Source organism: Pseudomonas sp. WS 5071 (genome assembly GCF_012985765.1).
GTDB classification, from domain to species: Bacteria; Pseudomonadota; Gammaproteobacteria; order Pseudomonadales; family Pseudomonadaceae; genus Aquipseudomonas; species Aquipseudomonas lundensis_A.
This window is the reverse complement of sequence record NZ_JAAQWY010000003.1, coordinates 199,330-212,243: the sequence shown is the minus strand read 5'-3', so window position 1 is coordinate 212,243 and position 12,914 is coordinate 199,330. Positions and strand designations below refer to the sequence as shown.

The following is a 12,914-nucleotide window of genomic DNA, read 5'->3' as shown; positions in this document are numbered from 1 at the left end:
AACACGGAGAACCGGTCGAAAAAGCTCTCCGTACATGATTTTTCGGTCACTTTTCGTCCAATGACGCTGTAGGTGCCTGGAAAATTGCAACTTGCCGCGGCTGCACGACAAGTTGATCGGAGCATCCCTAGCCACAAAAGCATCTTTATAGGAGGTAGTGGTTTTTTACTACTAAAAAGCAATATAAATTGCGAGGATCTTATGGCTGGCAAGCTAGTAATTCAAACGTCTTAATAATTTTTTTATAATGAATACAATTGATGCTCTTAAATATCCAATTGTTTCGGAGCATTTATTGTATTCAGTATGAAAAAATATAAATCCAGCTACCAGAAAAATTTCTGAAATTGATTTTTCGTGGCAGTTATAGCGAGCGTTTCCAAGTCAACGATCAGGTTTCAGGGCCAGTACCACGATCACGAAACGGGCCTGCACTACAATCGGTATAGGTACTGTGATTCACGGGTCGGACGGTTTGTCAGCAAAGACCCGATCAGCTATGCGGGTGGGTTGAGCCTGTATGCGTATGCGCCTAATCCGGTGGAGTGGGTTGATCCGTTGGGGCTGGCACGTATTTATAAAGATGCCCCGTACCATGGCCCAGCTGATAACGCAGTAAAGAGCCGGGCACCTTCAAATGGGCAGGCCGCTTTAGACAATTATGTTCAAGTTAAATAAATCTCTCCTAGAAGAGCAGGAGTAGATACGGCAAAGAATGAAATAGTGGTTCTTGATAAGATCCAGGCACTACCGAACGGGGATGAGGAGTTTTATGGGCATGTACGGTGTTGGTGCGACCTTCATAGTGACCAGCAAAGTGCGCTCAGAAAATCCAAAAAAACAACTACCAAAGGAAAAATTAAAAAATGAAAATTCCGAATAAACTCTCTTTAACAGAGCTGGAGAGCTTATTGAAATCCGACAATGAGCAGGAGCTAATAGAAGCTCTCATATACGCTGTATTTAATATTGATGAACCTAGGTGGGTTCAGGAAAAATGCCATAAGTTAATATGTTCAGACAAGAGCTTGAATGTAAGGGGGCTTGCAATTACCTGCTTAGGGCATATTGCCAGAATACATGGAGCAATTGATAAAAATATCACAGTCCCTTTATTGATGAAGCTTAGTAAAGACAAGGATTTATCCGGGCGAGCAAGCGATGCTTTAGATGATATTGAGCAGTTCGTAAAAAATAAAGACATCATCCGCTGAAGCGAAGACAGCACCTACGGTAGCGTCGTTCAGGAAGCTTTTTCACAGACCGACCTAAACGGCAAGCCCATTGCCGGGTCGGCCACAAAGCCAGTTGCCCATTGTGCAAGGGAATCTTCCCGATTACCGAGGGCAACGCTACTTACGCCGTTGACGGGATTGCCGTTGCCCGCGACGGGATGAAAATCGCGTGTGGCGCCGCGCTGATTGCCAGTGGCCCGAAAAGTGCCGTAAGCAGTTGAACGGCAAAACTGCTCTTTAAAAAATCAACTCAAAACAACACTCCCCAGACGCGACTATAAATACGACGCCGCAGCCAACTGACCGACATCCACGACAGCCGTCGCGGCCCGTTATCGTACCGCTACGACCCGGTAGGCCGACTGCTCAACGCCACCAGCCGACTGGGCGTCGAAACCTTCGCCTTCGACCCGGCCAGCAACCTGCTGGATGAAAAAACCCAACAGCACCAACGCCCGCTGGACCAGGACGCCAAGCGCAACAAACTGATGGACAACCTGCTGCGCGAATACGCCGGCACCCACTACGACTACGACGAACGCGGCAACCAGGCCCGCCGCTGGCACAACGGCCAGCAAAGCCGCCTGCACTGGGACCTGTTCGACCGCCTGGTACGCTTTGAAGACAACCGGCTGCGCGTCGACTACGCCTACGACCCGCTGGGAAGACGCCTCTATAAATACTCCAACGCCCACCACCCACACCGAAACGAAGCGGGCTCGCAGTGGAACCAAAACGAACAGGCCCGCAAACAGCGCGAACTGGGGTGCGGTTTCACCTTATTCGGCTGGGACGGCGACACCCTCGCCTGGGAAAGCAGCCCCGCGCAGGCCGACGACGCCAGCGGCAAAACCGTCCACTACCTCTACGAACCCGGCAGCTTCGTCCCCGTGGCCCAGGCCCTGCGTCACCAACCGATGCGCCTCTTGGCCCAGCCGAGTTACACCGGCGCCTACGACATCGACCAAGACCCGCTGTGGACGCACACCCCGCAAGCGCTGCCGATAGACGTACTGGCGTGGTACCAGTGCGACCACTTGGGCACGCCACAAGAACTGACCGACCACACCGGCTAAATCGCCTGGAGCGCGCAGTACAAAGCGTGGGGAGAAGTCAAAGAACAACGCTCGGAATGGGCACGGCAGAAAGGCCTGACCAATCCGATTCGTTTTCAGGGCCAGTACCACGATCACGAAACAGGGCTGCACTACAATCGGTATAGGTACTATGATCCACGGGCCGGACGGTTTATCAGCAAAGACCCGATCAGCTATGCGGGTGGGTTGAATCTGTATGCGTATGCGCCTAATCCGGTGGAGTGGGTTGATCCGTTTGGGCTAAGGGCTGATAGCCCGGCACAGAAGATAAGGCGTAAGTTTTCTGCCCTAGTGTACTGTCTCTAAAATAAAGTCTCCGAAAATTGGCTATGCTTTCCCCGTCAAAAACAGGCCGGAGGCGAGCAGATGAACTCGCAGAACATTACCCTCACGTCAGAAGAGCACAGCGAGCTCAGTCGCCGCATTAGGTCTGCCACTATCAGTCAGCGTGATGGCCGTCGTGCCCGGGTAATTCTGTTGGCGGCTCAAGGCTACTCACGGGTAGACATAGCCCGTCTGATTGGCTTTTCACTGCGCTCAGTCACCCGCTGGTGCCAGCGGTTTCAAGAACTGCGATTAGAGGGCCTGATTGATAAACCTGGACGGGGGCGTCCTTCATCCTTGCCACCGGAGGCACTGAGTCGAGTACTTGAACAGGTGGTTCAACCGCGCATTGGGCAACTGACGCGCACCTTCAAACTCTCCAATAATCCGCACTTTGAAGAGAAATTTTGGGATGTGATCGGGCTGTACCTCGACCCGCCAGACAAGGCGTTAGTGCTCTGCTGCGATGAGAAAAGCCAGGTTTAGGCCCTTGAGCGCACCCAGCCCGGACTCCCTCTTGGCATCGGTCATATCCGAACTCAATCGCACGATTATGTTCGCCATGGCACGGTCACCTTGTTCACTGCGCTGGACTATCTTCAGGGGCACTTGATCAGTTGCATCGAGCGCCAACACCGGCATCAGGAGTGGCTGGAATTTCTCAAGAAGATCAATCGGGAAACGCCCAAACATCTTCAACTGCACCTGATCGTGGACAACTACGCCACGCACAAACACCCGACAGTGAAGGCCTGGCTTGAGAAGCACAAACGCTTCCACATGCATTTCACGCGAACCTCAAGTTCGTGGATGAACATGGTTGAGCGCTTCTTTCGCGACATCACGGTGTACCTGCGCGAGGGTAGCTTCAGTACTGTTCGCGAGCTGGAGAGTTCGATTACCACGTTCCTGGCACTGCGAAATGCGCAGCCCACTCGTTACGTTTGGAACGCCAAAGGAGAAGACATATTGAACAAAATACAACAAGCCCGCGAGGCAATGGCGTCGCAGGCATGAGGGATATTATTTCTGAGACAGCACACTAGTATGCAATCTGAAAATCTTGGACACGCTCGCTAGTGAGTCTGTCGCCTCGCGTGCCGGGTAGATATATCCAGTGTTTTTTTGCCTTTTGGCCTCCATAGGTATTTGGCTGCACGCGTGGTGGGACGCTAGCACTACCCTAGCCTGCAAACCCCGGTGGTTGCCGTGTGGCACCACGAAACGCATCGCCACCACCCGCCCCGCACGGATGGCCACAAAGTCAGCTGGCTGACCTACGGCAGCGGTCACCTGCACGGGCATGCCTGCTCGGCAAGCCCGCTCATTCATCATGCGTTTCAGCAAACAGGCGGGTAATCAGGCACGCTGTCCGGCCACGGGCTGAGGACTTCGAAGCCGTTATCAGTGACAGCCACCATGTGCTCCCATTGGGCAGACAGCGAATGGTCCTTGGTCACCACGGTCCATTGATCGGCCAAGGTTTTTACGTGGCGTTTGCCAGCGTTGAGCATGGGCTCGATGGTGAAAATCATGCCGGTTTTCAATTTCATGCCTTGGCCCGGGAAGCCGTAGTGCAGTACTTGAGGTTCATCGTGGTACACCTTGCCGATGCCGTGGCCGCAGTATTCGCGTACCACGCTGTAGCCTGCTTTCTCGGCCAGGGATTGAATGGCATGCCCGATATCGCCCAAGGTCGCACCGGGGCGCACCACGCGAATCCCGGCGCACATGGCGTCGTAAGTGGTTTTCACCAAGTGGCGGGCCTCAGGGCTCGGTTCTCCCACGAAGTACATGCGGCTGGTGTCGCCGTACCAGCCGTCCTTGACCACCGCGATATCGATGTTGACGATATCGCCGTCTTTCAGCGGGATGGCCGACGGGATGCCGTGGCACACGACATCGTTCACCGAGGTGCAGACTGTTTTCGGGAAACCGTGATAACCCACGTTGCCCGGGATAGCCTTCTGCACGTTGACGATGTAGTCATGGCAGAGTTTGTCCAGTTGGTCAGTGGTCACGCCGGGTTTAACGTGTTCCGCGATCATGGCCAGGACTTCGGCAGCCAGCATGCCTGCCAGTTTGGACTGAGCGATTTGCGCCGGGCTGTTGATGACGACGTGGTTTCTCATTGATCGGCCTGCGATACGGTTTCGAGGAGGGAAGCGTTAACTGTCAGTTCGCTCAGGGACTTGAGGTCCAGACCGCCCGCCAGTTCGGCGCGTATCAGCAAACGGCAGATGTGGTTGTGGTCCAGGTCAGGGTGTAGCTCGCTCAGCATGCCGATGCGCATCCAGTGTTCGGCTTGCGCGTTGATAGAGCGGCTCAGCGCATTGCTCGCGAGCCGCAGGTTTTCGTGCATGGGGTCTGAAATTTTTACGATGCCCATTGGTACGCTCAATATGAAATGCATATGAAACGTATATTAAGCGATTGTTCTGGAGGAGTGAAAGGCCGCATTGCGCTTTTGCGCAGTGGGACAGCCCTTGCCGCTTGTGTGAAAAGTGGCAAGGGCGCTCAGGTTTTTACGATTTGGACAGGTGAACGCGGGTCACACGCCGTTCTTCGACTTCGGTGACGGTCAGGTTCCAGTCCTGCCATTGAATCCGGTCACCCTTGATCGGCAAGCGGTCCAGCAGGCTCATGACCATCCCCGCAACGGTGTGATAGTCGTCCGTGCTTTGGGCCGGGAACCCGGTGCGCTCACGCACCTGACTCAGGTTCAACGCGCCGCTGACGGCAAAACCGTCGTCCAGCACGTCGATGTCCGGGCCGTCGATTTCACTGGCATCCGGTAGCTCGCCCGCAATGGACTCCAGAATGTCGGTCATGGTCAGAATGCCAAGAAAATCCCCGAATTCATTGACGACAAACGCAATATGCGTCGATTCCTTGCGCATCTGTTCCAGGGCGTTGAGGATCGAGAAGCTGTCCAACAAGTTGATGGTTTTACGCGCCATGGCCTCCAGATTCGGCTGATTGCCCGCGAGTAATTCCTTGAGCAGTTCTTTCTTGTGAATGAACCCCAGCGGCTCATCAATTCGCCCTTCGCGAATGAGCGGTAAGCGCGAATAGGACGAGTGCATCAGGGTCGTACGAATGGTCTCGGGCGAATCAGCCAAGTCGATGTGGTCGATGGTGGCGCGCGGCGTCATCACCTTACGTATAGGGCGCTCAGCCAACTGCAACACGCCGCTGATCATGATGCGTTCGCGACGGTGAAACACCTCTTTGGTCTCGCCGCCATCCAGCATGTCAGCAATTTCGTCGTCCACTTCATCCGCTTCCAGCTTGCGTCCGCTCAACAGGCGCATGACGGCGTGCGCCGTGCGCTCACGCATCGGGCGTACACCTTGCAGGCTCTTTTTGCGGCGAGCACGTGCGATCTGGTTGAACAACTCGATCAGGATCGAGAAGCCAATGGCTGCATACAGGTAGCCTTTGGGAATGTGGAAGCCCAGCCCCTCAGCCGTGAGACTGAAGCCGATCATCATCAGGAAGCCCAGACACAGCATGATCACCGTCGGGTGGCTGTTGACGAAGCGGGTCAACGGCTTGCTGGCCAGCATCATCAGGCCGATGGAGAACACCACGGCAATCATCATGACCGACAAGTGCTCGACCATGCCCACCGCCGTGATCACGGCGTCCAGGGAAAACACGGCGTCCAGCACCACGATTTGCGCCACGATCGGCCAGAACAGTGCGTAGGTCGTGTTTGAGGTGCGTTCAGACACATGGCCTTCCAGCCGCTCATGCAGCTCCATCGTTGCCTTGAACAACAGGAACAGACCACCGAACAGCATGATCAGGTCGCGGCCCGAGAACACTTTGCCAAACACCTCGAACAGCGGCTCGGTGAGCGTCACCATCCACGAGATACTGGCCAACAGGCCCAGTCGCATGATCAGCGCCAGCGACAAGCCGATGACACGTGCACGGTCGCGCTGCTCCGGCGGCAGTTTGTCCGCCAGAATCGCGATAAACACCAGGTTGTCGATACCCAGCACCAGCTCCAGCACAATCAACGTCAACAGGCCTAACCAGGCCGTAGGATCTGCAATCCATTCCATAGGAATCAGTAAACCTCTTGCTTAAAACGGAAAACGACAGGCCAGGTGGTCACAGACGCGCCGACGCACGCGCGCAGCGTAGGTGTCAGGGGCAGGCCAAGCACTGAGAAAGCAAACAAGCACCGAACGGAGACAGTGCAGGGAGGTGAGGTGGAGCGATGCGGGCGTAGAGGGGCGGCGAGTGCCAAGAAGCGACTGGGAGGCTCCAGAAGGGTGTTCATATAAACCTTGCGTCAATGAGGGAGGGCAAGACTACAGCGATCCAGCCTTTTTCTGTCGTGCAGAGTTATTACAAAATTTGACTTGGTAGCCTCCAGCGTCGATCCATAAGCCGTCGCGGACTCCGGGCAAAGCAAAACCCCTGAGGCGCAGGCCCCAAGGGTTTTGCTGTTGCGGCGAACTCAACGCAACAGGTTGACCTTGGCCAGATCAATCAATTCCCGTGCGCGGCCATCCATCACCGTTTTGAGCATGAACAGGCTAAAGCCTTTGGCTTGTTCGAAGGTTTTGGTCGGCGGCATGACCAGTTCCTGACGGGCGCTGACCACATCCACCAACACCGGCCCAGGATGGCTGAAGGCTTCACGCAGCGCGGCTTCTAGTTGCGAAGGGTGTTCCACGCGAATGCCTTTGACGCCCATGGCCTCGGCCATTGCTGCGAAGTTCGGGTTTTTCAGGTCGCAGCCCACGTCGGGAAACCCCGCCGCTTTCATTTCCATCTCGACAAAGCCGAGCGTGCCGTTGTTCAACACAATGACCTTGATGGGCAAGCCCACCTGATTCAGCGTCAGAAAGTCGCCCATCATCATCGTGAAACCGCCGTCACCCGACATCGACACCACTTGCCGGTCCGGGAAGGCTGCCTGCGCACCAATGGCTTGCAGCATGGCATTGGCCATGGAGCCGTGGTTAAACGACCCGACCAGACGCCGCTTGCCGTTCATCTTCAAATAACGCGCTGCCCAGGCAGTGGGCGTTCCGACGTCGCAGGTGAAAATGGCGTCGTCATCCGCCAGTTCGCTGACCAGTCGATTGAGGTACTGCGGGTGAATGATGTCGCTGTTTGGCCCGCTTTCGGCCAGCGCATCGAGGTCTTCCCGGGACTTTTTGTAGTCCTTGAGGGCCGCCTCCAGGTGATCACTGTCGGCGTTTTGTATGACCTTGGGCAACACGGCCTGTAACGTCAGCTTCACGTCACCCAGCAACCCGAGCTGTAACGGGCAACGGTTGCCCAACGCCTCGGGACGCAAATCGATTTGCGCAATATTGCCGTGCTCCGGGAAGAACTGACGGTACGGAAAGTTGGTGCCCAACATCAGCAACGTATCGCAGTTCATCATCGCTTTATAACCGGACGCAAAGCCGATCAGGCCGGTCATGCCGACGTCATACGGGTTGTCGTATTCGACGTGTTCCTTGCCGCGCAACGCATGCACAATCGGCGCTTTCAGGCGCTCCGCCAGCGCCAGCACTTCGGTATGTGCCCCCGCACACCCTGCGCCGCACAGCAAGGTCACTTTGCGCCCGTCATTGAGGAATGAGGCCAACTCATCGATCTGGGCATCGGCGGGGCGAATCAGGGGGGTGGCAGGCTTAAGCCAGCCAGGCACTTTGGCTTGCGTGGTTTGCAGGGCCACATCCCCGGGAATCACCACCACCGCCACGCCGCGTTTGGCGATGGCCATGCGCATGGCGCGCTCCAGAATCTGCGGCAACTGCTCGGGGTGCGAGACCAGTTCCACGTAATGGCTGCATTCCTTGAACAGGCTTTCGGGGTGGGTGGCCTGGAAGTAGTCAATGCCGATTTCGCTGCTGGGAATATGCGCGGCCAGCGCCAGCACCGGCACGCCGCTGCGATGGGCGTCGAACAGGCCGTTGATCAAATGCAGGTTGCCGGGACCGCAGCTGCCGGCGCACACTGCCAGTTCACCGGTCAAATGCGCCTCGGCACCGGCGGCAAAGGCCGCCGCTTCTTCGTTACGCATGTGAATCCACTCAATGTGCTCCTGGCGGCGCAACGAGTCGGTAAAGCCGTTCAACGAGTCGCCCACCACGCCAAACACGCGCTTGACGCCTGCCTCTTGCAGGGTTTCGGTGATGTAATCAGCAACCGTTCGGGACATGGGAGAGGCTCCTTGAAGTAAGAAAACAGACGGCTTGAGTCAGCTGAGTAACCGTTGCCCAAGCAGGATAGACACAGAATCCGACCTTGCCGTGGATGCATACGTTCGATGAAAAGATGTTCATCAGGGCACGACCAGCGGTATCGCTTCGCGATCAGATCCCTTCATATGTTTAGCGGTTGGCCACGCAAAGGTTGATAAGTCTGTATTTAAGCGCGCTGCGGCGCATGGGAGGCTGCAGGTACTTTTTCGGTATTGGTTGCAGGTATGAGGCTTGGCCTTATAGAGATTCAACATCAGTGGCTGTCAGGCGTGTACGCGCGCTCAGAACGGCCGCAGCTGGGTGTTGTCCCTTGCGCCACCCTTGATTTGTGTGATCTTCCTTGTGAACTTGCGTTTTGGGCTTTGTTTCACTGCCGCCATGCGCGCCCCCCGGATACCCGTTGTGTTGGCTGATGTTGATCAACCGCGCCTCTTCGCGCCTGTCTGATACGCCTTTTTAACGAGTATTCCCATGAGTGCCGCCCCCCTGTTTGCCCCCCTGCAAGAAGCCTTGGACTTTCTGGCGTTGCACCCGGATATCGAGATGTTTGAGTTGTTTATCCTCGACAACAACGGTGTGCCGCGCGGCAAGTGGCTACACCGCGATGAACTGCTGGCGGTCTACGAAAGCGGCCGCCCGCTGCCGAGCACCATTCTGGGCCTGAGCATCAATGGCGACGATGTGGAAAATACCGGTCTGGTCTGGGACGTGGGTGATATCGACTGCCGCGCCTACCCGTTGAGTGGCAGCCTGCAACCCATGCCGTGGCGCCAGATACCGATGGCAGCGGTGCAGGTCAGCATGCACCCTGAACAAGGGATGCCCGCCACTGTGGCTGACCCACGGCATTTGCTGGTCAAAGTGATCGACGGGCTAAAGGCCGACGGCTACTACCCGGTGATGGCGGCGGAACTGGAGTTTTACTTGCTCGACCAAAAGCGCGACAGCCAAGGGCGGCCGCAACCGGCGCTTGATGCCGACGGTCAACGGCCACGGGCAACGCAGGTATACGGCTTGCGTGAACTGGAGCAAATTGAGCCGTTTTTGGCCGATCTGTACAGTGCCTGCACACTGCAAGGCATTCCGGCACGCACGGCCATTTCCGAATACGCGCCGGGGCAAGTGGAAATTACCCTTGAGCATCGTACCGACGCGTTGCAGGCGATGGACGAAGCCGTGCGCTACAAACGACTGGTCAAGGGCGTGGCGCACAAACACGGGATGGCGGCGTGCTTCATGGCCAAGCCATTTGACGATCTTGCCGGGACAGGCATGCACATGCACGTCAGCCTGGCCGACAAAGACGGCAACAACCTGTTCGCCAGTGAAGCGCCCGCAGGAACACCGCTACTCAGACAGGCCGTGGGCGGCATGCTCAGTACCTTATTGGACTCACTGCTGATGTTTTGCCCGAATGCCAACTCTTATCGGCGCTTTCAGAGCAACAGTTACGCGCCGCTGGCGGCGACCTGGGGCGTGGACAATCGCACCGTGAGCCTGCGAGTGCCGGGCGGCCCGGCCTTCTCGCGGCATATCGAACACCGGATTTGCGGCGCCGATGCCAATCCGTATTTGGCCGCTGCGGCCATTCTGGCCGGTATACATCGCGGGATTCGAGAGCAGCGCGATCCGGGCGCCCCGGTCGAGGGCAATGGTTATGCGCAGGCCGCCGAGCAATTGCCCACTGACTGGCTGACGACCCTGCGGGCCCTTGAACGCTCCGAATGGGCCAAGGAGGCGTTTGGCCCGGCGTTTCTCAACGTCTACCTGGCGGTCAAAAATGCGGAATACCGACAGTTCATGGGCGAAGTGGGCGAGCAGGACTGGCGCTGGTACTTGCAGCAGGCCTGATCGCCCAACGGAGGGAGCGGCTATCCGCCGCTCTTGTCAGGACTAAACGCGTGGTTCAACGGGCGAAGCGGCCTGGAGGGCCACGAAGGTTTTCATTCTTTCCTGACAATTTTTTCACCGGCGCCCCATTAATCTCTTCTGCGAATAACTTCAAACCACAAGAGTTCGCGGGCCATGTCATCGCAGCCACCTTCCACCATTGAGCTTGAATTTGCTGAAAGCTACGACCGTGAGCATGCTCAGGTGTGCCAGGACGTGCGGCCTGTAGGCGTGCTCCAGCGTCTGACAAGGTGGCGTGAGCGGTCGCTGATCCGGCGCGCGCTGAAAATCGCGGGCGAGCCGGGGCTGGTACTGGATCTGGCGTGCGGAGCGGGGCGTTTCTGGCCATTGCTGGCCGAACACGGCAACCGGGTGATTCTGGCCGCAGACCCGTCTGCGGGTATGTTGGATCACGCCCGCACTCACCATTCCTCGGGCTTGCTGGCGCGTATCACCTTGTTCCAAAGCTCGGTGTTTACCATCGACATGTCGGAAAACGCTGTGGACTGCATTTTTTGCATGCAGTTATTCCATCATGTGCGTGACAGCGAACACCGTCTGGCGATTTTGCGCGAATTGCACCGGGTCAGCCGTGACACCTTGATCCTCTCCCTGTGCATCAAATCCTCACATTACCCGCAGCGCATTTGTGTGGCCAAGGAGGAAGTTGAAGCTCAGTTTTCAGAGGCGGGTTTCAGCGTTCTCAAACAATACGATGTGCTCCCCGGCCGGGGAGCGGGCAGCATTTTTGTGTTGCGCAAGGAAACCTAATCCAACGCTTGAAGCAGGGTGTGAGCCAGCTTTACCCGGGCTTCGTTCGGGTAATTTTTGTTCGCAAGGATGACCACGGCCTGTTTTTTGGCTGGCACGAAGGCAATGTAGCCGCCAAAGCCATTGGTTGAACCGGTCTTATTGATCCACACCTCGCGCTGCGGTGCCAGAGGCGGGTCAAGTGCAACCACCGGTTGCGTTTCATACACCATTTGACTGGCGTTGCCCTCGAGCAACGCCCCAAGCCTGACCGGGTAAGGGTATTGTTCCCACACCAGATCCTGCGTCATGGGGCCGACACGAAAGTAACCGGTATGGGTGGCATTGAGCGCACGTCGAAGCGTCTTGCTGACCTGACCCATGCCTGCGTTCAATTCAGCGAAATGAGTCAGATCCCGTACTGTGGTTTTCAGGCCGTAGGCCTCATCGGCTAACACGCCACCGGCTAAACGCACGGGTGCATCTTCTTTGTTGTAACCCTGGGCATAGCGGGGCATCTCGCTGGCAGGCACCTGCAAGTAGCTGTTTTTCATCCCCAGGGCAGGTAACAGTTGATCTTGCAGGGCTTGGGTGTACGGCAGGTGCATGCGTTTGGCCGTGATCATGCCCAGCATGCCGATGCTCGGGTTGGCATAGCTGCGTTGGGTTCCCTGCGGGTAGGCCGGTTGCCAGGCGATGAGGTAGTCCATCAGTTGCGCGTCGTTTTGAACGTCATCGGGCACCTGCAATGGAAAACCGCCGGCTGTGTGGGTGGCCAGCCCGATCAGCGTGACGTTGCCAAAAGGGGTGTTGCGCAATTCGGGCAAATAAGAACCGACCGTTTCATTGAGCGACAGTTGCCCGTTGGCTTGGGCGTAAGCGGCCAGGGTCGCGGTCAGGGTTTTACTGATAGAGCCCACTTCGAACAGCGTATCGGCGGTCACAGGGGTAGCGTCCGCTTTTGATGCGACGCCGTAGGTGTAGAACTGTTGTTTGCCATTGACGCTGATGCCGATAGCCAGACCAGGCACGTTGTATGCCTGCATGACGGCGTTGGCCGCTTCCTGCACGGTGGCGTCGAGAGGGCTGGCCATGGCGGGTAATACCATGGCGTTTGAGCCTGCCAGTAAAAAGGCAGTAGCGGTGCGTTTCAACAATTGGCGCATACCGGCGTCCTGTTCGATGAAAGGTTGGCATCAGGCGGGGAGGGAAGGCGTGTTGCAAGACCGCCTTGTCTCGGGATGTTTCAAAATGACGTCAGTCTGGCGCATCGCATCACAGCTTAAGTCATGGGCGCACTGCTGTGCGATGCGGGAGCCGGCACAAACGCTACGTTTAAAGAGAGCGCGCGAGAAGGTAGACACCCAAATCCATGTAGG

At 56.7% G+C, this 12,914-nt stretch carries 8 protein-coding genes and 4 pseudogenes; 7 read left to right on the top strand and 5 right to left on the bottom strand.

Annotated elements, in window-relative coordinates:
• Window positions 1-390: 390 nt before the first annotated feature.
• From HBN61_RS22900 to HBN61_RS03130, 5 genes and pseudogenes are all read left to right on the top strand, one after another.
• A pseudogene (locus HBN61_RS22900) lies at window positions 391-573 on the top strand (RHS repeat-associated core domain-containing protein); the annotation flags it as partial.
• Between the two features lie 293 nt (window positions 574-866).
• Complete coding sequence (locus tag HBN61_RS22895) at window positions 867-1,214, top strand: hypothetical protein (protein WP_262498686.1); 348 nt, start codon at window positions 867-869, stop codon at window positions 1,212-1,214.
• 18 nt (window positions 1,215-1,232) lie between these two features.
• Window positions 1,233-1,456 (top strand): annotated as a pseudogene (locus HBN61_RS03140) (PAAR domain-containing protein); the annotation flags it as partial.
• Window positions 1,457-1,487: 31 nt separating this feature from the next.
• Window positions 1,488-2,575, top strand: a pseudogene (locus HBN61_RS03135) (RHS repeat-associated core domain-containing protein); the annotation flags it as partial.
• 123 nt (window positions 2,576-2,698) lie between these two features.
• A pseudogene (locus HBN61_RS03130) lies at window positions 2,699-3,673 on the top strand (IS630 family transposase).
• A 323-nt stretch (window positions 3,674-3,996) separates the two neighbouring features.
• Here HBN61_RS03130 and map read toward each other — a convergent pair.
• The 4 genes from map to poxB all read right to left on the bottom strand — a co-directional run bounded on the left by map (window position 3,997) and on the right by poxB (window position 8,852).
• On the bottom strand, window positions 3,997-4,788 hold the full coding sequence (gene map, locus HBN61_RS03125; protein WP_094994066.1) for a type I methionyl aminopeptidase: 792 nt from the start codon (window positions 4,786-4,788) through the stop codon (window positions 3,997-3,999).
• On the bottom strand, window positions 4,785-5,045 hold the full coding sequence (locus HBN61_RS03120) for a ParD-like family protein (protein ID WP_094994065.1): 261 nt from the start codon (window positions 5,043-5,045) through the stop codon (window positions 4,785-4,787). Before HBN61_RS03120 ends, map begins: the two co-directional genes overlap by 4 nt.
• Window positions 5,046-5,181: 136 nt before the next feature.
• Window positions 5,182-6,729, bottom strand: a complete 1,548-nt coding sequence (locus HBN61_RS03115) for a TerC family protein (protein ID WP_094994064.1) — start codon at window positions 6,727-6,729, stop codon at window positions 5,182-5,184.
• Between the two features lie 401 nt (window positions 6,730-7,130).
• The gene (gene poxB / locus HBN61_RS03110; protein ID WP_170046154.1) at window positions 7,131-8,852 is read right to left on the bottom strand and encodes a ubiquinone-dependent pyruvate dehydrogenase; all 1,722 of its coding nucleotides are present in this window, start codon (window positions 8,850-8,852) and stop codon (window positions 7,131-7,133) included.
• Between the two features lie 514 nt (window positions 8,853-9,366).
• On the opposite strand from poxB, the gene HBN61_RS03105 reads away from it, so the two are divergent.
• Both HBN61_RS03105 and HBN61_RS03100 read left to right on the top strand, forming a co-directional pair.
• Window positions 9,367-10,746, top strand: coding sequence for a glutamine synthetase family protein (locus HBN61_RS03105; protein ID WP_094994062.1), 1,380 nt, complete (start codon window positions 9,367-9,369; stop codon window positions 10,744-10,746).
• Window positions 10,747-10,920: 174 nt separating this feature from the next.
• Entirely contained in the window at window positions 10,921-11,556 is a 636-nt protein-coding gene (locus HBN61_RS03100) for a class I SAM-dependent methyltransferase (protein WP_169965986.1), read from the top strand.
• Here HBN61_RS03100 and ampC read toward each other — a convergent pair.
• On the bottom strand, window positions 11,553-12,701 hold the full coding sequence (gene ampC / locus HBN61_RS03095) for a class C beta-lactamase (protein ID WP_170046153.1): 1,149 nt from the start codon (window positions 12,699-12,701) through the stop codon (window positions 11,553-11,555). The two genes, HBN61_RS03100 and ampC, sit on opposite strands and share 4 nt — an antisense overlap.
• Window positions 12,702-12,914: the final 213 nt, after the last annotated feature.

What these genes read in the sequence shown, in the direction of transcription:
- ampC (WP_170046153.1), bottom strand. Translation starts at nt 12,701, where the DNA reads ATGCGCCAATTGTTGAAACGCACCGCTACTGCCTTTTTACTGGCAGGC.
- HBN61_RS03120 (WP_094994065.1), bottom strand. Translation starts at nt 5,045, where the DNA reads ATGGGCATCGTAAAAATTTCAGACCCCATGCACGAAAACCTGCGGCTC.
- map (WP_094994066.1), bottom strand. Translation starts at nt 4,788, where the DNA reads ATGAGAAACCACGTCGTCATCAACAGCCCGGCGCAAATCGCTCAGTCC.
- poxB (WP_170046154.1), bottom strand. Translation starts at nt 8,852, where the DNA reads ATGTCCCGAACGGTTGCTGATTACATCACCGAAACCCTGCAAGAGGCA.
- HBN61_RS03100 (WP_169965986.1), top strand. Translation starts at nt 10,921, where the DNA reads ATGTCATCGCAGCCACCTTCCACCATTGAGCTTGAATTTGCTGAAAGC.
- HBN61_RS22895 (WP_262498686.1), top strand. Translation starts at nt 867, where the DNA reads ATGAAAATTCCGAATAAACTCTCTTTAACAGAGCTGGAGAGCTTATTG.
- HBN61_RS03115 (WP_094994064.1), bottom strand. Translation starts at nt 6,729, where the DNA reads ATGGAATGGATTGCAGATCCTACGGCCTGGTTAGGCCTGTTGACGTTG.
- HBN61_RS03105 (WP_094994062.1), top strand. Translation starts at nt 9,367, where the DNA reads ATGAGTGCCGCCCCCCTGTTTGCCCCCCTGCAAGAAGCCTTGGACTTT.